Raw genomic sequence first — 22,187 nt, forward strand, 5'->3', positions numbered from 1 at the left:
CACCCCGATGGCAGGCGGGTCTGCACCGGGCTGGGCATGCATGCGCATGGCCCGGTGGCATGCGCGTGATGCCCGTTGTCGTACCCGAAGGCTTCGACAAGGCCTTCGCCTGGTGAGTCATCGATCTCATCCCCTGTCTGTCGGCACATCGCCCCCTCCCGACCCTGAATCGGTGAGGACGACGGCTACAGCCACCCGTGAAGAAAACTGTCAAGCTGCCGGATTGGACTCGGCAGCCGTTCAGCAGGTGCTGGGCCACCTCGGGCTGAGCGAAGAACCAACGCACTGAAACAGCGTCTCATGGCGCTCCAGTACCTTAAGAAAGGAGATCACATGTTTGGATTATTGAGAGGGCTATTCAGCTATCGCAGCTTTATCGCCACCTCGATCCGCAACGAGTTCGTTTCTCGATTCTCGCGGAGTAGCCTTGGCGGGCTGTGGATGATCATCAACCCCTTGGCGAACGTGCTGATCTACGCCCTGATCCTGTCGAACGTGCTGGCGGCGAAGCTGCCGGGCATCGACAACAAGTATGCGTATGCCCTGTACCTGATGGCCGGTACCCTGGCCTGGAGCCTGTTTTCCGAGATCGTCAACCGCTGCCTGACGCTGTTCATCGAGAACGGCAACCTGATGAAGAAGATGAAGTTTCCCAGGATCACCCTGCCCTTCATCGTCCTGGGTTCGGCGTTGCTCAACAATTTCCTGCTGCTGCTGTCCGTCCTGGGCGTGTTCATCTGCCTTGGTCATCTGCCGACGTGGCAGATGCTGTGGGCGGTGCCCTTGATCCTGACCGTCGCCGCGCTGGCGATGGGCGTGGGCCTGGTACTGGGTGTGCTGAACGTCTTCGTCAGGGACATTGGCCAGGTCGTTCCCATCGTGTTGCAGATCCTGTTCTGGTTCACCCCGATCGTGTACCCGATCAACATCATTCCTGAAGACCTGCAGTCGTTGATCGGCTACAACCCCATGCTGCCCCTGGTCACCGCCTACCATGACGTGTTCGTCTACGGCCTGTCCCCCGACTTCATGGCGTTGACCAGCACGATTGCGCTGACCCTCGTGCTGCTGGCATTGGGTCTTTACATTTTCCGCCGCGCGGCGCCTGAAATGGTGGATGCCCTATGACCCTGTTGAGCGCCAAAGACCTAGGCAAAGCCTACCGTACCTACCGAAGCGAATGGCAGCGTATCGCACGCTGGCTGGGGATCAAGATCGCCCCACGTGAAGAGCACTGGGTGCTCCGGCACATCAATTTCGTGATCAACGCTGGGGAAGCGATCGGCATCGTCGGTCAGAACGGTGCCGGCAAATCGACCTTGCTCAAGATGCTGACCGGCACGCTGCAACCCACCACGGGTGAGGTGAAGGTGAATGGCCGGATCGCGGCCATTCTGGAACTTGGCATGGGCTTCAACCCGGAGCTGACCGGGCGCCAGAACGTCCGCCATGCCGCCGGCCTGATGGGCTTCAATGCCCAGGAGATCGAGGCATTCATGCCGGAGGTCGAGGCGTTCGCCGAGGTTGGTGAGTATTTCGACCAGGCGGTGCGGACCTATTCCAGCGGCATGCAGATGCGCGTCGCGTTCGCCGTGGCCACGGCACGACGTCCGGAGATCCTGATCGTCGACGAAGCGCTCTCGGTGGGCGACAGCTACTTCCAGCACAAAAGCTTCGACCGCATTCGTGAATTCCAGGAGCAAGGCACCACGCTGCTGATCGTGTCCCACGACCGCAGCTCGATCCAGGCATTGTGCGATCGCGTGTTGCTGATCGAAGGCGGCACCGTGATCAAGGACGGTGCGCCTGAAGAGGTGATGGATTTCTACAACGCCATCATCGCCGAAAAGGAAAACGCCACCGTCCAGGTCCATACGCTGGCCGACGGGACCGTGCAGACCCGGTCCGGCTCGGGTGAAGCGACGATCGAAAGCCTGGCCCTCTACAACGAACTGGATGCGCCCATCGAGTTCGTCAGCGTGGGGCAATTGGTGAACCTGAAGATCAAGGTCAAGGTGAACCAGTCGATCCCTGAGCTGGTAGTGGGCTACATGATCAAGGATCGCCTGGGTCAGCCCATCTACGGGACCAACACCTACCATCTGGGCAAGAAGATGGAGCACCTGGCTGCCGGCGCCGAGATGGAATACACCTTCACGTTCGAGGCCAACATCGGTGTGGGCTCCTATTCCATCGCAGTAGCGCTTCATACCGCCGATACCCACCTCAGTGCCAATTACGAATGGCGGGATCTCGCGCTCGTGTTCAACGTCATCAATGCTGACAAGGTGCCCTTCGTGGGTTCGGCATGGATCCAGCCCACCGTGGAGTGCGCCCAATGAGCCAGTTCTATCGCGCTTTCGAAGATGAACACCGTGGTTCCCACGACACCATCAAGCAGCGCCTGCAGGTCTACCTGCCGTTCATTACACCGCTGCTGAAGCTCTACCCCGAATGCCGGGCGGTCGACGTCGGCTGTGGACGTGGTGAATGGCTGGAGACATTGATCGAGAACGGTTTCGACGCCACCGGCGTGGACCTGGACGAAGGCATGCTGGAAGCCTGCCAGACACGCTCGCTGCCCGCCCAGAAAGCAGAAGCCGTCGCCTACCTGCAATCCCTGCCCAGTGAAAGCCTGACCGTTCTGAGCGGCTTCCACATCGTCGAGCACATTCCGTTCGAGGCCCTGAAGGCATTGGTCAGCGAAGCGAACCGGGTACTGAAACCCGGCGGCTTGTTGATCCTGGAAACGCCGAATGCCGAAAACCTGATCGTCGGGACCCAGAATTTCTACCTGGACCCCACGCACGAGCGGCCGATTCCGCACATGTTGCTGGAATTCTTGGTGAAGTTCTGTGGCTTCCAACGCTCCAAGCTGATGCGTCTGCAAGAAAGCCCAAGGCTGGTCGACTCGCCCTCGCCGACCTTGATGGAGGTGCTCGGCGGCGCCAGCCCCGACTATGCGATCGTCGCCCAGAAAGCGCCTGATCACGTCGACCTCTCCGCGTTCGATGCCGTGTTCGAGGGCAGCTATGGTGTGAGCCTGGCGGACCTGGCGCAACGCTATGAAGCGAGTCTGGCAACCAAGACCGAAGAGCAGCGACAGCGTTGGGATACCGACAATGCAACACTCAGCCAGCGCCTGGACGCGCTGGAGTACGACAATGCAGCCCTCCATAAGCGGGCGGATTTCGTCGAACACGAGAACACGGTGCTTCATAACCGTGTGGATTTCGTCGAGCATGAACATGCGACGCTGCTCACCCAGATGCATGACCTGAAGGTCTCGGTGTCGGACCTGCGATTCGATGAACTCAAGCTGGCCAACGAAGCGCTCCAGCGCTCGCTGGACGAGTCCCTGAAGAATGCCCACCACTGGTACACCGAAGCGGTTGCTCATCAGCAGCATATCGCGGCACTCGGCGACGCCCACGCCCATCAGCATCAGACGGTCAGCGCGCTGACGGACCAGATCCAGCAGCTCAGGAAGAGCACCTCGTGGCGAGTGACAGCTCCGATGCGGCAGGGTGTCATCGTCACTAGGAAGTTGGTTTCCTCACCGAGACAGACGTCCAGGCACCTCGCTCGTACAGCGGTGAAAAAGATCCTGGATCAGCCAAGGCTTCGCACGCTCATCAAGAAGATCCTGGTGCGTCACCCGCCGACCTACGCCCGGCTGCAAAAGCTGGCGGCGCGTTTGCGCGCTGCACCGGCCGCGCCCTTCCAGGGCGTGCCTTCCACGGCGCCCCAGGCCTTCACAGCAACCGAGGCGGGTCACGCGCCAGCAGCGCCTGCCCACCTCTCCGAAAATGCCAAAGCGATCTACTTGCGGTTGAACAGAAACGAACCACGTAAGGATGTGAAGTGATGCGCGTAGTCATTGACCTGCAGGGCGCCCAGGCCGAGAACAGAAATCGGGGCATCGGGCGTTACGCGCTTTCCTTCACCAAGGCCTTCATCCAGAACGCCGGTGACATCGAAGTGTTCGTCGTGCTCAATGGCCTGTTCGGCGAGTCGATCGATGCGATCCGCGACGAGCTGCACGGTGTGCTGCCTGAATGTCGGATCAGGGTATGGACACCGTGCAGCAAAGTCAGCGCCTTGCCGCCCGAGCACCGCTGGAGCACACAGGCATCGGAGCGGGTGCGGGAGGCCTTCATCGGCGAGCTGCACCCGGATCTGGTACTGGTCACCAGCCTGTTCGAAGGCCTGGTGGACGACGCCGTGACCAGCATCAAGGCGCTGGACTCGACCGTGCCCACGGCAGCCATCGTCTATGACCTGATTCCGCACATCAACCCTGAGACCTACCTGAGTTCAGCGCCGGTCCGGCAGTGGTACGAAGCGAAGCTCAAGCACCTGCGCCGTGCCGATCTGGTCTTGGCCATTTCGAATTCGTCTCGCTCCGAGGTGATCGATCACTTGGGCTTCCTGCCCGAGCGCGTGGTCAACATTTCGACGGCGATCGACACCGACCACTTCAAGCCCACGCCCGACGACCTGCACGGTGCAGCGCTCAAGGCCCGTCTGGGTATCGACCGCCCCTTCGTGATGTACACGGGCGGTATCGACCCCCGGAAGAACATCGAAGGGTTGATCAGCGCCTATGCAGCACTCGAGGCACCGCTGCGCCGCGCACATCAGTTGGTCATCGTCTGCAACATTCGCCCTGAGGATCGCTCACGGCTCGAAGGCCTGGCCCTGGCCAACGGTTTGAAGAAAGGCGATGTCTGCTTCACCGGTTTCGTCAGTGAAGAAGACCTGCTCGCGCTCTACAACCTGTGCACGCTGTTCGTCTTCCCGTCCTTGCACGAAGGCTTCGGCCTGCCTGCACTGGAGGCGATGGCCTGTGGCAAGCCTGTGATCGGCTCGAACACCTCCAGCCTGCCCGAAGTCATCGGCAATGCCGAGGCACTCTTCGACCCTTACCAGGTCACGTCCATCACGGCGAAGCTGGAAGCGGTGCTCGGCGACGAAGCCTTGAGAACCCAGATGGCATCGCTCGCGCTCGAGCAGGCACGTCTCTTCAGCTGGGACCAGACAGCGGTCACCGCCGTGGAGGCCGTTCACACGCTCCTGAACGAACTCACCCGCCGCTCCCATACCCTGCGGTCGACGAGACGCCCTCGTCTGGCGTACGTATCCCCTCTTCCGCCAGCCCGCAGCGGCATCAGCGACTACAGCGCAGAGCTGCTGCCCGAGCTTGCGCAGTACTACGAGATCGATGCCATCGTGGCCCAGGAGTCGGTTTCCAGCTCGGATGCCGGCATCAACTATGCCGTTCGTTCGGTGGCGTGGTTCGAGGAGAATGCGCACCGGTTCGACCGCGTCATCTACCACTTCGGCAACTCCTCCTTCCATGAGCACATGTTCCGGTTGCTGGAGAAGATTCCGGGCACGGTGGTGCTGCACGACTTCTTCCTGTCAGGTGTCGTGGCAGACATCGACGTCAACAAGGGGCAATCAGGCTTCTGGACAGACGCCCTGTACCATAGCCACGGCTACAAGGCCATCGAGGAACGTATCAACGGGCTGGATAGCGCCGATGCGGTCTGGAAGTACCCGTGCAACCTGCGCGTGCTCCAACAGGCCGAGGGCGTCATCGTTCACTCGAACTATTCGATCCGCCTGACCCATGCCTGGTATGGCGAGCAGATCGGCCGCGACTGGAAGGAGATCCCGCTGCTGCGCACGCCGCGGTTCCCCAACGCGCGCAAACGGGCTGCCGCCCGGGACATGCTCGGGTTTGGCGAGCATGACTTCATCGTCTGCAGCTTCGGCTTGCTCGGCCCGTCCAAACTGAACGACCGCCTGCTCGAGGCCTGGCTCGCGTCCGAGTTGTCGAAGGACGAGCGCTGCCACTTGATCTACGTCGGCCAGAACAATGAAGGCCTGTACGGCGAACGCCTGCTCAAGCGCATCAATGGCAGCCACTGCCGCGACCGCGTCACGATCACGGGCTGGACCGACACGGAGCTGTTCAAGGCCTATCTGGACATCGCGGACGCCGCCGTTCAACTGCGCACCTTGTCGCGAGGCGAGACGTCGGCCGCCGTGTTGGACTGCCTGAACTACGGCATTCCCACGATCGTCAACGCCAACGGCAGCATGGCGGACATTCCCGAAGCCAGCCTCATCATGCTGCCCGACACGTTCGAGGATGGCGCGCTGTCCGAGGCGCTGAACCTGTTACGCAATGACGTCTCCACGCGCGAACGGTTGAGTGCACAGGCCCAACGCCTGATTCATACCGACCACGCACCTCGCGCCTGTGCAGCCCTGTACCGCGATGCGATTGAAGCGTTCCACGAAGACGCCACCCATTCCATCGCCGGGACGATCGAGGCGATCGCAGAGCTGGACAAGGCCCACTTCACGTTCGAACATTCCGTGGCCCTTGCCCAGTCCATCGACGAGAGCCTCACGCCGCCGATGACGAAGCCACAACTGCTGATCGATATTTCCGAACTGGTCAACCGGGATGCCAAGAGCGGCATTCAGCGGGTCGTTCGGAACATCCTGAGCATCTGGCTCTCGACGCCCCCTGCCGGCTACCGTGTGGAGCCTGTCTACGCGACCGACGACAGCGCAGGTTACCGGTACGCGCGGCACTTCACGCTGGGCTTTTTGAACTGCCCTCAGCATCTGCTGCAGGACGAGCCCGTGGTGGTGCGCCAGGGTGACCGTTTCATCGGCCTGGATCTGCAGCCTTCCATCGTGCCGAAACAGCGACAGGCCCTCGCCGACATGAGGCGCCGGGGTGTGAATGTGCAGTTCGTGGTGTACGACCTGCTGCTGAAGAAGCTCTCGCATTGCTTCGTCGAAGGTGCAGCCGACGCACTCGACCGTTGGCTGGACGTCGTCTCGCAATCGGATGGCGTCGTCTGCATCTCCAAGGCCGTGGCCGATGAGATGGAGGAATGGGTGGCCGAGCACCGGCCACCCAGCAAGCGTCCATTTTCCATTTCCTGGTTCCACCTGGGCGCCGACATCGCTGCGCCTGCCCAGACCAAGCCTGTCAACGTCATTCCAAAGCAGGTGCTCTCGCAGCTGCAGGCGCGCCCTTCTCTGTTGATGGTAGGCACCCTCGAGCCCAGGAAAGGCCACACCCAGGTACTGGATGCGTTCGAACTGCTCTGGGCCGACCAGAAGGACGCGAACCTGCTCATCGTCGGCAAGCAAGGGTGGATGGTCGAATCCCTCGTGCAGCGCTTGAAGGGTCACCCTGAGCAGGGCAAACGGCTCTTCTGGTTCGAGGGGATCGAAGACGACTACCTGTGCAACCTGTACGCACAGGCCGATGCCCTGATTGCCGCTTCGTTGGGAGAAGGGTTCGGTTTGCCACTCATCGAAGCCGCGCAAGCCAACCTGCCGTTGATCGTGAGAGACATCCCTGTGTTCCGCGAGGTGGCGGGCGATCATGCCTTCTACTTTGAAGGCGAACAGCCAGAGGCGCTGTACGCGTCCCTCGTCACCTGGCTGGACCTGCACAAGGCTGGCGGTCACCCCTTGTCCACGGCGATGCCATGGATCACTTGGGAGCAGAGTGCACAGCAGCTGTTTGCCGCAATCGAGGCAACGGCCAAGTAGCGCCGTAACCGGTGTCTCCTCCTGCTCCAGGAAGGAGACACCGGGTTCCTTACGCCGTTACCTTGGCGCTAGCGACAGAAAAGTAGCGCTTTTTCATGTCCAGCGCAGGCTTCTCGACGAAGTGCCACGACGCGGCACCGACCAGCGCGGAGAGCGCCAGCGACAGGAATGTGAAGGCGTACACGTCGGTCAGGTCGGGGAACAGGCTGACCAGCATCTGCTGGATAACGAAGCCGTACACGTAGATCCCGTACGAATAGTCGAACCGGTTCAGGAAGCTCATCTTCTTCGCCAGCACGCAGATCGAGATCAGGCAGTAAGGCCACAGCACCAGATAGAAGCCTGCGGAGAAGTGCCAATCACCGCCGTTGTTGAAGAAGGCCCAGATGATGAGGGCCACGGCCGGTACCGTGATGAACCACGACATGTAGACCTTGTCCTTCAGGTGCGCCAGCAGCGCGCCGTACAGGAACAGGTAGCCCAGCTCGTTCAGGAACAGTTTGGAAACGGTGAAGACGTAGCTGTCGCGCATGAAGGTGTCATGCAGGTGCAAGGTCAGCATCACCAGCATGGCCAACAGCACGAACCGCCAGTTGAACGCCTTCGACCAGGCGAGCATCAAGATACCGAGATAGCACAGCACTTCCAGGGGCAGCGTCCACAGGCACCCATTGATCACCTGCACGGGGTTTTCAGTGAACACGCCAGGTATGAAGGGATGCAGGTCGAACAGGGTCGCGTTGCGCAGGTATTGCCAGGTTTCCCCTTGCGCCAGGTACTGCGAGTAACTGGGCGCAAACAGACCGAGTACCAACATCGTCACCAGCACCGAAACGATCAGGCCGGGGAAGATGCGCGTCACGCGATTGGTGAAGAAGGTGACGAGGCTCTGCCCTCTGAGCATCGACAGCGTCACCAGGTACCCGGAAATCACGAAGAAGGCATCGACGCCAATCTTGCTGAAACCGATCAATCCATTTCGTTCAAAGACGTCGCCGTGGTCCAGGCCGAGCACGACGTACGTATGAGTAATGATTACCAACGATGCGGCAATGAGCCTCACCATAGTAAAGCCATTTCTCTTGTCAGCAATCACATTTCTTCTCCATCGGAAACCCTTAAAGATACCTGCCCATGGCCATTTTTTGACACATGACCGTCAACACTCAGGCGGTGATCTTTATACGCACTTTGGAAGCGTCGGCCAACTGACGGCCGACGCAGGGTGACCTGGAGCGCACCTGAGGCCGTGGTGAACCTCGACCTCGTGCGTCTTCGAAGAAGGGCTTAACCTTGGATCAGACGTTCGATTTCAGCGACACGCTGGGCCACCAGGGCCTCGTCACCACGGCTTTCGACGTTCAGGCGCAGCAACGGCTCGGTGTTCGAACCGCGCAGGCTGAAGCGCCAGTCGGCGAAGGCCACGCTGATGCCATCGGTGCGGTCGACCTCGGGGGCCTGAGGCAGGTAGAACGCCAAGACCTTTTCCACCGACGCCTTGACGTCGTCGACCTGGTAGTTGATCTCGCCACTGCACGGGAACGCCGCAATGCGCTCGTCCACCAGTTGCGCCAGAGTCTTGCCGCTGACGCTCATCAGCTCGGCCACCAGCAGCCACGGGATGTTGCCGCTGTCGCAGTAGGCGAAGTCGCGGAAGTAGTGATGGGCGCTCATCTCGCCGCCGTAGACCGCATCTTCGGCGCGCATGCGCTCCTTGATGAAGGCATGGCCGGTCTTGCTCTGGATGGCTTCACCGCCGGCGGCCTGCACCTGTTCGATGGTGTTCCAGGTCAGGCGCGGGTCGTGGATGATCTTGCTGCCGGGGTGCTTGCGCAGCAGCATCTCGGCGAGCAGGCCGACCAGGTAGTAGCCCTCGATGAAGCGGCCTTGGCCGTCGAAGAAGAAGCAGCGGTCGAAGTCGCCGTCCCAGGCCAGGCCCAGGTCGGCCTGGCGTTCGAGCACGGCGTTGCGGGTCAGCTCGCGGTTTTCCGGCAGTAGCGGGTTGGGTACGCCATTGGGGAATTCGCCATCCGGCTCGCCGTTGATGACGTCGATGTGCAGCGGCAGACGGGCCTTGAGCAGCTCGATCACCGGGCCCACGGCGCCATTGCCAGGGTCGGCCAGCACCTTGAGCGGCTTGAGCGCCGAGACGTCGACGTAGGTCAGCAGGTGGTCGATGTAGGCGGTCTTGTCGAAGGCTTCCTGCACCTGGCCTGGAGTGGCAGCCAGTTCACCCAGCTGGCCGGCCTCGACGCGGTCGCGAATGGCGAACAGCCCCGAATCACCGCTGATCGGCTTGGAGTGCTCGCGCACCAGCTTCATGCCGTTGTAGCCCTTGGGGTTGTGGCTGGCGGTGATCATGATGCCGCCATCGGCCTGCAGGTGGCTGGTGGCGAAGTAGACTTCCTCGGTGCCGCACAGGCCGATGTCCAGCACGTCGGCGCCCGCCTCGGTCAGGCCACGGGTCAGGGCCTGGGCCAGCATGGGGCTTTCCAGACGCATGTCACGGCCGACCACATAGCGCTTGCCGCCCAGTTCGGCGACCAGCGCACGGCCGATTCGGTAGGCGACGTCTTCGTTGAGGTCGGCAGGTACTTGCCCACGGATGTCGTAGGCCTTGAAGCAACGGGTCTGGATAGATGGGTACATGGTTCTCACTTTGACGAGCCGCCCGCAGGCAGAGATCGATGTGTACGCAGGCCACTCATGGGCAGCCGATGGCAAACGGCCCATGGTACTCGGAAGGAGCACCACGGGCCGCGCAGGGAATGCCGGGGATCAACCGGTGCAGCGACCGTACTTGTCCTCGAAGCGGACGATGTCGTCTTCGCCGAGGTAATCGCCGCTCTGCACTTCGATCAGGACCAGGTCGATGACGCCTGGGTTTTCCAGTCGGTGCGTGTGGCCTGCACGAATGAAGGTGGATTCATTGGTGTGCAGCATCATTTCCTTGTCGTCGTTGACCACCACGGCGGTGCCGCTGACCACGATCCAGTGCTCGCTGCGGTGATGGTGCATCTGCAACGACAGCGACGCCTTGGGCTTGACCACGATGCGCTTGATCTTGAAGCGCTCGCCGTTTTCCAGGGTGGTGTAGGTGCCCCATGGGCGGTGCACGGTACGGTGCAGCTGGTGCACGGTGTGGCCCTTGCTCTTGAGCTGGCCGACGATGTGCTTGACGTCCTGGGCGTGGTCCTTGTGGGCGATCATCACCGCATCGGGGGTGTCGATCACCAGCAGGTCCTCGACGCCGACCAGGGCGGTGAGACGGTCTTCACTGTTGACGTAGTTGTTGCGCGAGGCATGCGCCAGCACTTCGCCTTCGAAGCGGTTGCCATCGGCGTCCGCCGGGGTGAGTTCGCTGACGGCGTTCCACGAGCCGATGTCACTCCAGCCGATGTCGCACGGGACGGTGGCGACGCGCTCGGAGCGTTCCATCAGGGCGTAGTCGATGGAAATGTCCGGGACCTGGGCAAAGCTGTCGGGGTCGATGCTCAGGCAGCTGTAGCCTTTGCCTTCGGCCAGGCGCGACTGACGCTTGGCATGGGCTGCGGCCTGCAGCACGTCCGGCGAATGTTTTTCGAATTCTTCCAGCACCGTACCGACACGGAAGCAGAACATGCCGGAGTTCCAGAAGTAGTTGCCAGCAGCCACGTAGGACTCGGCCACTTGCAGGGTCGGCTTCTCGACGAACCGTGCGACCTTCAGGCCATGCTGCAGCTCGCCGGCCTGACCGGCCTCGATGTAGCCGAAACCGGTCTCCGGGTACTGGGGCTTGATGCCGAAGGTCACCAGCCAGCCTTGGCCAGACAGCTCGACGGCCTTGCTCACGGCCTCGGCGAAGGCCTGCTCGTCCTGGATCAGGTGGTCGGCTGCCAGGACCAGCATGTGCGCGTCGTCACCATGGCTGTCGCGCAGCTGCAGGGCTGCCAAGGCCACGGCTGCGGCCGTGTTGCGGCCGAAGGGCTCGAGGATGAAGGCCTGGGCAGGGCCGGCCTGCTGGACGGCGCGGTATTCGTCTTCGGTCTTGAACAGCAGCTCCCGGTTGGTCACGGTGAGCACTTCCGAGACACCGGCCAGGTTCGAGGCGCGCAGGAAGGTCTTTTGAATCAGATTCTGGCCGTCAGGCAAGGTCATGAACGGCTTGGGGTGGGCCTCGCGGGACACGGGCCACAGCCGGCTGCCGACGCCGCCTGACAAAATTACGGGTATCAAGTCCATATCTTATAATCCTGCTAGCCACTCGCATGGCACGTAGACGAAACGCAAAGTACTTCAGCAACGATGTGCCACTTCGCACCTTTAACGGTCAAATTCCTTGCTGATCCAGCTGCTTGGCTTCAACGACACGTGAAGGCAGGCTTACCCCTAAATCCGAGCGCCCAAGAATATCAGAGAACATTCTACGAGGCTCGCCTACAGGCGCAGTACTGGGCCATCCGTTGCCGCCCCCTTGGACAACAATGAGATTCATTCGATCTCCACGGGCAGGCCTTTTTTTGAGTAGGCCTCCCGCAGACGCTTTGCCAAGGCTCGGCGGGCTGGCGCCTCTCCATGCACCAGCCGAATGCGCGAAGGCCACCGCCCCATGCCCGTCACGAACTCGACCAACCCTGCCTGATCGGTATGGGCCGAATACCCCGGCACGCTGAACACCTTGGCACGCACGTCGTACAGCTGCCCATCCAGGTCGATCTTGACGAAGCCTGCCGCGCCAGCACTCGCCTGGATCACGGCACCTGGCGTGCCGGGCACCTGATGCCCGACGAACACGACCTCATGGCGCGGATCGCCCAGCATCGCCTTCAGGTACGCAACGATGCGCCCGCCAGAACACATGCCGTTACCCGCGATGACGATGGCCGGCTTGCCCGTGCTCTTGAGGTAATTCACTACCCGCGCATGATCGGCATGCCGCTCGATGGAAATCAGCTGCCCGAACCCCAGCGGCGCGCGCCCTTCGCGCAGGCGCTGGCTGGCGTCGTCGTTCCAATGGGCATGCAGCTCGCGGTAGACCTGGGTGATGCGCTGGGCCAGCGGCGAGTCGAGGATGACCGGCAGTTGCGACCAGTCCAGCCGGGACAGGGGATCGTCGGGCGCACCGCTCTGGCTCGACGGGCACAGGGCCTTGCGATGCAGGATGGCCTCCAGGTCGAACAGCACTTCCTGGGTGCGCCCCAGGCTGAACGCCGGAATCAGCACCGTACCCTGGTCGGCGAGCGCGCGCTCCACCACCGCCTCGAGCGCCTGCTGTCGATCGCCGGCGGCGTGCAGGCGGTCGCCATAGGTGCTTTCGAGCACCAGCAGGTCGGCGTGCTCAGGCGGCTCCACCGCCCGCAACAGGCCACGGGCCGACGCGCCCAGGTCACCCGAGAACACGACCCGCGTGCACCGATCGGTCGTAGGGTGGTGGACATCGCATTCGACGTAGGCCGAGCCGAGCACATGCCCGGCGCGTTGCAGGCGCACGCGGCAGGTCAGGCCCTGGCGTTCGACCAGCGTGTGCCACTTAGCGAAGGGCAACGGGCGAACGCGGGCCTGGACGAAGGCCAGGTAGCGGGCCACCTCGGCAGGGTCGTTGCTGATGGTCAGCTTGTAGGCGTCTTCGAGGACCAGCGGCAACAGCTTGGCCGAGGGTTCGCTGCACAGGATCGGGCCACGGTAACCGGCCGCGAACAGGGCCGGTAGGCGACCGACGTGGTCCAGGTGCACATGGGTGACGATGAGCGCTTCAAGGCCTTCGAGGGCGATGTCGAGCGCGGGCTGCCCGAGCGCCTTATCGGCGCTCTGCTCCAGGCCACAGTCGATCAGCACGCTGGTGTCGGCATCGAGGTGCAGCTGGTGGCACGAGCCGGTGACGGTCTGGGCGCCACCGTGGTGAGTAAGGCTGGGATAGGGCATGGGTACGCGCTCTGTGGCGACAGGGCGCGGTATTACGGCAGAGCGTGAACGCCAGGGAAATCAGACCTCGGCGTTCATCGTGTAGGAATTGTCCTAGCGCTCGGCCAAAGCCGCTTCACGGGCCTTGAGGCGGATACGGCGGCGCGAGCGCAGCACGGCATAGCTGCCCAGCACGGGCCCGACGGCCAGGCCCACGATCAGCGCGGCGAGCACCGGCAGTGCCACCGGCATGGCCGGCGCGGCCCAGCCGAACAGCACCAGGGACACGTCCTGCTGGTTTTCCAGCACGAAGAACAGGACCACGGCAGCCAACAACAGCACCAGCAGCGCCACCAGGGCACGTTTGAGATTACGCATCAGACAATTCCTTGGGGCACATCAGGCCTGCGCCTCGTGCTCATCTTCGTTGACCCGGTCGCGCAGTTCCTTGCCGGGCTTGAAGTGCGGCACGAACTTGCCATCCAGGCTGACCGACTGGCCAGTCTTGGGGTTGCGCCCCACGCGGGGGGCACGATAATGGAGGGAAAAGCTGCCGAACCCCCGGATCTCGATGCGATCGCCCGTGGCCAAGCATTGTGACATCTGTTCAAGCATGGTCTTGATGGCCAGTTCCACGTCCTTGGGGGACAGCAGACCCTGGTGGTTGACAATCCGATCGATCAGCTCCGACTTCGTCATGTTTTTCCCTTCGTTATCAAGCAGCTAGATCATTGCTCAATTGGTTGTAGCACGTCGCGCAGGATTTGAACAGGGCGGCGCTTGACTTCGAAGGACAATTCGAGTCTGAACAGATTTCAACCGCTGGCCAGGTGGCCGCTGCATCAGGCCATGCCCTGCTCGCCCTCGCGCCTGGGGCGGGTCTTGTAGATGGCTCGGTGCTCGGTATAGACCACGGTGTCGTCCGGCACGTCCTTGTCTACGTAGGCCTGGGCGCCGATCATGACGTTGTTGCCGATGGTGATTTCACCGACGATGCAGGCGTTGGCACCAATGGTCACGTCATCGCCGATGCGGATGTGGCCGTTGATGTCCTTGGAGCCGATGGTGGTGTTCTGGCGCAGGCGCAGGTTGCGGCCGATGATTGCCCGATGGGTGATCACGATGCCGATACGGTGCGAGAAGCAGATGCCGGGACCGATCTGGGCAGGCAGCCCGATGTCGATGTTGTGCTCGCGGATCAGGCGTCGATTGATGCGCTTGGCCCACTTGCGGTAATTGATCAGCCCACGCGGCTTGTTGTACAGGTACTGCGCGATCCTGAACCAGAACACGTAGTGATAGCGCTCCTTGGCCATTACTCGGTTGACCAGGGTGCTGAGCTTGGCGCTGCCGTCTTCCTTGGTGGCGATTTCCTCGGTGAGGTAGGCGCGCAGTTCTTTGAAGTCTTTCACGTCTCGTCCCTTGTAGGCCCTCGGGGCATCGTGCAGCACAGGGCCACGACACCCAGCTACGGTCATGGTGATAATCGATGGACGAAAAAAAGGGCGACCGAAGTCGCCCTTTTCTTTCGCAAGCCGAACTTAGTTCTGCTTGGCCATCGCTTCGCGCAGCAGCGCAGCCATGGTGGTGTCGCCAGTGCTTTCCGGAGCGTTGGTTTTCAGGCTCTGGATCGCTTCGCGCTCGTCAGCATCGTCCTTCGACTTGATGGACAGGCTGATGACGCGGCTCTTGCGGTCGACGCTGATGATCTTGGCTTCGATCTCTTCGCCTTCTTTCAGCACGTTGCGGGCGTCTTCGACGCGGTCGCGGCTGATTTCGGAGGCTTTGAGGGTCGCTTCGATGTCGTCGGCCAAGGTCACGATGGCGCCTTTGGCGTCAACTTCCTTGACGATGCCCTTGACGATGGCACCCTTGTCGTTCAGGGACACGAAGTTGGAGAACGGATCGTCTTCCAGCTGCTTGATGCCCAGGGAGATGCGCTCGCGCTCCGGGTCAACCGACAGGATGACGGTTTCCAGCTCGTCGCCCTTCTTGAAGCGACGCACGGCTTCTTCGCCGGCTTCGTTCCAGGAGATGTCGGACAGGTGGACCAGGCCGTCGATGCCGCCTTCCAGACCAATGAAGATACCGAAATCGGTGATCGACTTGATGGTGCCGGAGATCTTGTCGCCCTTGTTGAACTGGCCAGAGAAGTCTTCCCATGGGTTCGACTTGCACTGCTTGATGCCCAGGGAGATACGACGACGCTCTTCGTCGATGTCCAGAACCATGACTTCCACTTCGTCGCCAACCTGAACGACTTTCGACGGGTGGATGTTCTTGTTGGTCCAGTCCATTTCGGACACGTGCACCAGGCCTTCGACGCCTTCTTCCAGCTCAGCGAAGCAGCCGTAGTCGGTCAGGTTGGTGACGCGTGCGGTGACGCGGGTGCCTTCTGGGTAACGTGCCTTGATAGCAACCCATGGGTCTTCGCCCAGTTGCTTCAGGCCCAGGGAAACACGGTTACGCTCGCGATCGTACTTCAGGACCTTGACGTCGATCTCGTCGCCAACGTTGACGATCTCGGACGGGTGCTTGATACGCTTCCAGGCCATGTCGGTGATGTGCAGCAGGCCGTCCACGCCGCCCAGGTCCACGAAGGCGCCGTAGTCGGTGAGGTTCTTGACGATACCCTTGACCTGCTGGCCTTCCTGCAGCGATTCCAGCAGCGCTTCGCGCTCTGCACTGTTCTCGGCTTCCAGGACGCTGCGACGGGAAACGACAACGTTGTTGCGCTTCTGGTCCAGCTTGATGACCTTGAATTCCAGCTCTTTGCCTTCGAGGTGGGTGGTGTCGCGCACTGGGCGGACATCAACCAGGGAGCCCGGCAGGAACGCACGGATGCCGTTAACGTCGACCGTGAAGCCGCCCTTAACCTTACCGTTGATAACGCCCTTGACGACTTCTTCGGCAGCGAAAGCAGCTTCCAGAACGATCCAGCACTCGGCGCGCTTGGCTTTTTCACGGGACAGCTTGGTTTCGCCAAAGCCGTCTTCGACCGCGTCCAGCGCAACGTGAACTTCGTCACCGACCTTGATGGTCAGCTCGCCAGCTTCGTTGTAGAACTGCTCGAGCGGGATGACGCCCTCGGACTTCAGGCCAGCGTGTACGGTAACCCAGTCGCCGTCGATGTCGACAACGATACCGGTGATGATCGCACCCGGCTGAAGATTGAGGGTTTTCAGGCTTTCTTCAAAGAGTTCTGCAAAGCTTTCGCTCATTTTAATTCCTGTAGATTAGGGCGAGACAGACGCCCATCAGCCACATTCCAGACAATGTGGGTTTCGTTCATGTAAAGGAAGGCCGACAGGACAGTGACTGGAGCCCCTGCCTGCCATTCCTGATGATCAGAGCAGGTCGCGCTGGGCGAGCTCGCTTCTGATCCGTTGCAACACCTGCTCGATGGACAACTCGGTCGAGTCCAGCTGGATGGCATCGGCCGCCGGCTTGAGCGGGGCCACTGCACGCTGGGTATCACGCTCATCGCGTGCCTGTATCTCTTCTAGCAGACTCGACAGACTAACAGCTTCGCCCTTCCCCTTCAACTGCAGGAAGCGGCGACGTGCGCGTTCCTCGGCGCTGGCGGTCAGGAAGACCTTCAGCGGCGCGTCGGGGAACACCACGGTGCCCATGTCGCGGCCATCGGCGATCAGCCCGGGGGCTTCACGGAATGCACGCTGACGCTGCAGCAAGGCGTCGCGTACCGCCGGCAGCGAGGCGACCATGGAGGCGCCGGCGCCGACCGTTTCGGTGCGGATGACGTTGCTGACGTCCTCGCCCTCGAGAATGATCTGCTGGAGTTTACCGGGTTCGGCAGCGATGAACTGCACGTCCAGATGAGCGGCCAGCGCCTTGAGCAGCTCTTCGTTGGTCAGGTCCACGCCATGGTTGCTGGCATTGAACGCCAGCAGACGGTACAGCGCGCCGGAATCCAGCAGGCGCCAGCCCAGCTCGCGTGCCAGCAGGCCCGCGACGGTGCCCTTGCCCGAGCCGCTTGGCCCGTCGATGGTGATGACCGGTGCCAGGGCGCTCACGACTTGCCCTCTTCTGCTACACGGATGCCGACCTGCGCGCACAGGGCGAGGAAGTTGGGGAACGAGGTCGCGACGTTGGCGCAGTCATGGATGCGGATCGGCGCGCTGGCGCGCAGCGAAGCGACGCTGAAGGCCATGGCGATGCGGTGGTCGCCGTAACCGTGCACTTCGCCACCGCCGATCTGGCCACCGTCGATGACGATGCCATCGGGCGTCGGCTCGCACTGCACGCCCAGCACCTTGAGGCCGTCGGCCATGACCTGGATGCGGTCGGATTCCTTGACCCGCAGCTCTTCGGCACCGCGCAGCACGGTGCGGCCCTCGGCGCAGGCGGCGGCCACGAACAGCACCGGGAATTCGTCGATGGCCAGGGGCACGAGGTCTTCCGGGATGTCGATGCCTTTGAGGCGAGAACCGCGCACGCGCAGGTCGGCCACCGGCTCGCCGCCGACTTCACGCTGGTTTTCCAGGGTGATGTCGCCGCCCATCAGGCGCAGGATGTCGATGACGCCGGTGCGGGTCGGGTTGATGCCGACGTGCTCCAGGACCAGCTCCGAGCCTTCGGCGATCGAGGCCGCGACCAGGAAGAACGCTGCCGACGAGATGTCGGCCGGCACTTCGATGCGGGTGGCGGTCAGCGCGCCGCCAGCGCGCAGCGAGGCCACCGGACCATTGGAGTCCACGGTGTAGCCGAAGCCGCGCAGCATGCGCTCGGTGTGGTCGCGGGTCGGTGCCGGCTCGGTCACGGTGGTGACGCCTTCGGCGTACAGCCCGGCCAGCAGCAGGCAGGATTTGACCTGGGCGCTGGCCATCGGCAGCGTGTAGTCGAGTGCCTTGAGCGGCTGCCCGCCACGGATGGTCAGCGGCGGACGCCCGTCCGGACCGGTCTCGATCACCGCGCCCATTTCACGCAGCGGGTTGGCGACGCGGTTCATCGGACGCTTGGACAGCGACGCATCGCCGGTCATGGTCACGTCGAACGGCTGCGCGGCCAGCAGGCCGGACAGCAGGCGCATCGAGGTGCCCGAGTTGCCCAGGTAGATCGGCCCGGGCGGCGGCTTCAGGCCGTGCAGGCCGACGCCGTGAATGGTCACGCGCCCCTGGCTGGGGCCTTCGATGACCACGCCCATGTCGCGGAAGGCCTGCAACGTGGCCAGGGCATCCTCGCCCTCGAGGAACCCTTCGACCTCGGTCGTGCCTTCGGCCAGCGAGCCCAGCATGATCGAGCGGTGAGAAATCGATTTGTCGCCCGGTACGCGGATCCGTCCGGACAGGCGGCCACCTGGTTGGGCCAGGAAAATCAAGTCGTTGGCGTTCATAGCGTCCACATAGGCCCGGCGGGCCAGGATTGTGCTGAAGTGCTCGCGGGCCACCTGTGCGCGGGTGAATACCCCCAGCAACTGGTGCCCGTCCCCTGAATCGACCGCGTCGCGCAAGGCGTCGAGGTCACTGCGATACGTGTCCAGCGTGCGCAGCACGGCCTCGCGGTTGGCGAGGAAGATGTCGTGCCACATGGTCGGATCGCTGCCCGCGATCCGGGTGAAGTCGCGGAAACCTCCCGCAGCGTAGCGGAAGATCTCCAGGTTTTCGTCGCGCTTGGCCAAGGAATCGACCAGGCCGAAGGCCAGCAGGTGCGGCAGGTGACTGGTCGCGGCCAGGACGTCGTCGTGGCGCTCCACGTCCATGTGCTCGACGTCGGCGTCGAGGGCGCGCCAGAGGCGGTCCACGACGGCCAGGGCATCGGGGTCGGTCTCCGGCAGCGGCGTGAGGATCACCTTGTGACGGCGGTACAGCTCGGCGTTGGAGGCCTCCACGCCACTCTGTTCGGACCCGGCGATCGGGTGTCCCGGCACGAAACGTGGCAGGTGATCACCCAGCACAGCGCGTGCGGCACGCACGACGTTGCCCTTGGCGCTGCCGGCGTCGGTGAGCACGGCCGTGCCCAGATCGAGGGCGGCGAGCCTGGCCAGGAGGGTTTCCATGGCCAGGATCGGCACGGCGAGCTGGATCACGTCGGCGCCGACGCAGGCCGCGGCCAGGTCGTCCTCGCAGCGATCGACCACGCCCAGTTCGACGGCCAGCTGCCGCGAGCGTGGATCGAGGTCGACACCGACCACTTCGCGGCACAGGCCGCTCTGGCGGATGCCCTTGGCGAAAGAGCCGCCGATCAGGCCGAGGCCGATGACCACCAGGCGGCCGATGGGCGGGGTAGGTTTGTTCGTGACTGCATCAACCACAAGTGTGGGCCCTGTGTAGTACGGCGGTTTTTGCGGAGTTTGTGGGGGCCGCGTTGCGGCCCATCGCGGCCGGTCCGGCGCTCCGGCAGGGGCCGCTCCTACAGGGGAAGCGTGTGTGCCTGACGGATGTAGGAGCGGCCCCTGTGCCGCGATGGCCCGCACAGCGGCCCCACAGCCTCTGAGTGTCAACGGCTCAAAGCACCGCCTTCGGATACGACCCCAGCACCTTCAGCCCTACGGCCTCCTGGCTGATCTGCTCGAGCACGGCCTTGATCAGCGGGTCGCGGTGGTGGCCGACGAAGTCGATGAAGAACACGTAGGTCCACTTGCCACTGCGCGAAGGCCGGGTCTCGATGCGGGTCAGGTCGATGTCGTTCTGGTGGAACGGCACCAGCAGCTCGTGCAAGGCCCCAGGCTTGTTGCTCATCGAGACGATGATCGAAGTCTTGTCGTCGCCGGTTGGTGGCACTTCCTGGTTGCCGATCATCAGGAACCGCGTGGAGTTGTCCGGACGGTCCTCGATCTTCTCGGCCAGGCGCTCCAGCCCGTACAGATTGGCCGCCATGTCGCCGGCGATCGCCGCCGAGTTCCACTCGCCCTTGACCCGCTTGGCCGCCTCGGCATTGCTCGACACGGCGATGCGCTCGACGTTCGGGTAATGCGCGTCCAGCCACTTGCGGCACTGGGCCAGGGACTGGGCGTGGGAGTAGATGCGGGTGATGCTGTTGGTCTTGGTGTTCTCGCCCACCAGCAGGTGGTGGTGGATGCGCAGCTCGACTTCGCCGCAGATGACCATGTCGTGCTCGAGGAAGCTGTCCAGGGTGTGGCTCACGGCGCCTTCGGTGGAGTTCTCCACCGGCACCACGCCGAAGTTGACGGCACCGGCCGCCACCTCGCGGAACACTTCGTCGATGGCCGCCATGGGCCGGCTGACCACGGCATGCCCGAAGTGCTTCATGGCCGCGGCCTGGGTGAAGGTCCCCTCCGGGCCCAGGTAGGCGACCTTGAGCGGCTCTTCCAGGGCCAGGCACGACGACATGATCTCGCGGAACAGTCGGGCCATCTCTTCGTTGCCCAGCGGACCACGGTTGCGCTCCATGACCCGCTTGAGCACCTGGGCCTCGCGCTCGGGCCGGTAGAACACCGGCTTCTCGCCTTCGGCCAGGGTCGCGGTCTTGACCCGCGCCACTTCCTGGGCGCAGCGGGCGCGCTCGCTGATCAACTCGAGGATCTTCTCGTCGAGGCTGTCGATGCGGACCCGCAGCGCCTTGAGTTCCTGCTCGGACATCAGGCGTGCTCCTTCTCGAATTCACTCATGTAGGCGATCAGCGCCTCGACGGCGTCCATCCCCAGGGCGTTGTAGATCGACGCGCGCATGCCGCCCACCGAACGGTGACCCTTGAGGTTGAGCAGGCCACGGGCGTCGGCGCCTGCCAGGAAGGCCTTGTCCAGGCGCTCGTCGGCCAGGCGGAACGGCACGTTCATCCACGAGCGAGCGCTGGTGCCGATCGGGTTGCTGTAGAAGGCGCTGGCGTCGATGAAACCGTAGAGACGGTCCTTCTTCGCCCGGTTGCGCGCTTCCATGGCCTCGACGCCGCCCTGCTCCTTGAGCCACTCGAACACCAGGCCGGAGAGGTACCAGGAGTAGCTCGCCGGGGTGTTGTACATCGAGCCGTTGTCGGCCGAGATCTTGTAGTCGAGCATGGTCGGGCAGCTGCTGCGGGCATGGCCGAGCAGGTCTTCGCGCACGATCACCACCACCAGGCCGCTGGGGCCGATGTTCTTCTGCGCACCGGCATAGATCAGGCCGAACTGCGAGACGTCGATGCTGCGCGAGAGGATGTCCGAAGACATGTCGACCGCCAACGGCACGTCGCCGGTCTGCGGCACCCAGTCGAACTGCAGGCCGCCGATGGTCTCGTTGGAGGCGTAGTGCACGTAGGCGGCGTTCTGGCTCAGCTGCCATTCGTTCTGGCCGGGGATGGCCAGGTAGTCGTAGGCCTTGGCGCTGGCCGCGACGTTGACGTGGCCGAAGCGGCTGGCCTCGTCGACGGCCTTCTTCGACCAGATGCCGGTGTCGATGTAGTCGGCCGTGCCACCCTCGGGCAGCAGGTTCAGCGGAATCTGGGCGAACTGCTGGCTGGCACCGCCCTGAAGGAACAGCACCTTGTAGTTGGACGGGATGCTGAGCAGGTCGCGCAGGTCCTGCTCGGCCTTCTCGGCGATGGCCACGTAGTCGTCGCTGCGATGGCTCATCTCCATCACCGACAACCCCTTGCCGCGCCAGTCGAGCAACTCGCTCTGGGCACGCCGCAGGACCGCTTCGGGAAGCGCGGCCGGGCCTGCGCAGAAGTTAAAGGCTCGTTTGCTCACATCCACTCTCGCTCTGCCTACCTAAAGAGAACACACCGTGACCGCTGAGCGCCCGCAAGGCAGCGCTCGAACG

The 22,187-nt window shown here is 62.9% G+C and carries 16 protein-coding genes; 4 read left to right on the plus strand and 12 right to left on the minus strand.

Annotated elements, in window-relative coordinates; all coding sequences use genetic code 11:
- The first annotated feature begins 333 nt into the window (after window positions 1–333).
- From G7007_RS12690 to G7007_RS12705, 4 genes are read left to right on the plus strand one after another with little or no spacing between them, the layout of a single operon-like run.
- The gene (locus G7007_RS12690; RefSeq protein WP_181102223.1) at window positions 334–1,128 is read left to right on the plus strand and encodes an ABC transporter permease; all 795 of its coding nucleotides are present in this window, start codon (window positions 334–336) and stop codon (window positions 1,126–1,128) included.
- Window positions 1,125–2,342, plus strand: coding sequence for an ABC transporter ATP-binding protein (locus G7007_RS12695; RefSeq protein WP_181102225.1), 1,218 nt, complete (start codon window positions 1,125–1,127; stop codon window positions 2,340–2,342). The genes G7007_RS12690 and G7007_RS12695 overlap by 4 nt, the downstream gene beginning before the upstream one ends.
- Window positions 2,339–3,868: a class I SAM-dependent methyltransferase gene (locus G7007_RS22000; protein WP_219859064.1), complete on the plus strand. Its 1,530-nt coding sequence runs from the start codon at window positions 2,339–2,341 to the stop codon at window positions 3,866–3,868. The genes G7007_RS12695 and G7007_RS22000 overlap by 4 nt, the downstream gene beginning before the upstream one ends.
- Window positions 3,868–7,590: a glycosyltransferase gene (locus tag G7007_RS12705; protein ID WP_181102226.1), complete on the plus strand. Its 3,723-nt coding sequence runs from the start codon at window positions 3,868–3,870 to the stop codon at window positions 7,588–7,590. The genes G7007_RS22000 and G7007_RS12705 overlap by 1 nt, the downstream gene beginning before the upstream one ends.
- Before the next feature lie 49 nt (window positions 7,591–7,639).
- On the opposite strand, the gene G7007_RS12710 is transcribed toward G7007_RS12705, so the two are convergent.
- From G7007_RS12710 to serC, 12 genes are all read right to left on the minus strand, one after another.
- Window positions 7,640–8,686, minus strand: coding sequence for an acyltransferase family protein (locus tag G7007_RS12710; RefSeq protein ID WP_181102228.1), 1,047 nt, complete (start codon window positions 8,684–8,686; stop codon window positions 7,640–7,642).
- A 191-nt stretch (window positions 8,687–8,877) separates the two neighbouring features.
- A complete protein-coding gene (locus G7007_RS12715) occupies window positions 8,878–10,239 on the minus strand; it encodes a phosphomannomutase (protein WP_181102230.1) in 1,362 nt (453 codons plus the stop codon).
- A 129-nt stretch (window positions 10,240–10,368) separates the two neighbouring features.
- Complete coding sequence (locus G7007_RS12720; protein WP_181102232.1) at window positions 10,369–11,811, minus strand: mannose-1-phosphate guanylyltransferase/mannose-6-phosphate isomerase; 1,443 nt, start codon at window positions 11,809–11,811, stop codon at window positions 10,369–10,371.
- A 249-nt stretch (window positions 11,812–12,060) separates the two neighbouring features.
- Complete coding sequence (locus G7007_RS12725) at window positions 12,061–13,491, minus strand: MBL fold metallo-hydrolase (protein WP_181102234.1); 1,431 nt, start codon at window positions 13,489–13,491, stop codon at window positions 12,061–12,063.
- Window positions 13,492–13,584: 93 nt separating this feature from the next.
- Window positions 13,585–13,848 carry a LapA family protein gene (locus G7007_RS12730; RefSeq protein WP_144939172.1) on the minus strand — a complete coding sequence of 88 codons (264 nt, stop codon included), beginning with the start codon at window positions 13,846–13,848 and terminating at the stop codon, window positions 13,585–13,587.
- 21 nt (window positions 13,849–13,869) lie between these two features.
- The gene (gene ihfB / locus G7007_RS12735) at window positions 13,870–14,169 is read right to left on the minus strand and encodes an integration host factor subunit beta (protein WP_060394632.1); all 300 of its coding nucleotides are present in this window, start codon (window positions 14,167–14,169) and stop codon (window positions 13,870–13,872) included.
- Window positions 14,170–14,312: 143 nt separating this feature from the next.
- Complete coding sequence (locus G7007_RS12740) at window positions 14,313–14,882, minus strand: serine acetyltransferase (RefSeq protein ID WP_181102236.1); 570 nt, start codon at window positions 14,880–14,882, stop codon at window positions 14,313–14,315.
- Between the two features lie 129 nt (window positions 14,883–15,011).
- Window positions 15,012–16,691, minus strand: coding sequence for a 30S ribosomal protein S1 (gene rpsA / locus G7007_RS12745; protein ID WP_060394634.1), 1,680 nt, complete (start codon window positions 16,689–16,691; stop codon window positions 15,012–15,014).
- Window positions 16,692–16,817: 126 nt separating this feature from the next.
- Window positions 16,818–17,504: a (d)CMP kinase gene (gene cmk, locus G7007_RS12750; protein ID WP_181102238.1), complete on the minus strand. Its 687-nt coding sequence runs from the start codon at window positions 17,502–17,504 to the stop codon at window positions 16,818–16,820.
- Window positions 17,501–19,741, minus strand: a complete 2,241-nt coding sequence (locus tag G7007_RS12755) for a bifunctional prephenate dehydrogenase/3-phosphoshikimate 1-carboxyvinyltransferase (protein WP_181102239.1) — start codon at window positions 19,739–19,741, stop codon at window positions 17,501–17,503. Before G7007_RS12755 ends, cmk begins: the two co-directional genes overlap by 4 nt.
- Window positions 19,742–19,934: 193 nt before the next feature.
- On the minus strand, window positions 19,935–21,029 hold the full coding sequence (pheA, locus tag G7007_RS12760) for a prephenate dehydratase (protein WP_060394637.1): 1,095 nt from the start codon (window positions 21,027–21,029) through the stop codon (window positions 19,935–19,937).
- Window positions 21,029–22,114 carry a 3-phosphoserine/phosphohydroxythreonine transaminase gene (gene serC, locus G7007_RS12765; RefSeq protein ID WP_181102241.1) on the minus strand — a complete coding sequence of 362 codons (1,086 nt, stop codon included), beginning with the start codon at window positions 22,112–22,114 and terminating at the stop codon, window positions 21,029–21,031. The genes pheA and serC overlap by 1 nt, the downstream gene beginning before the upstream one ends.
- Window positions 22,115–22,187: the final 73 nt, after the last annotated feature.

The organism is Pseudomonas entomophila (assembly GCF_013523125.1).
GTDB lineage: Bacteria > Pseudomonadota > Gammaproteobacteria > Pseudomonadales > Pseudomonadaceae > Aquipseudomonas > Aquipseudomonas entomophila_B.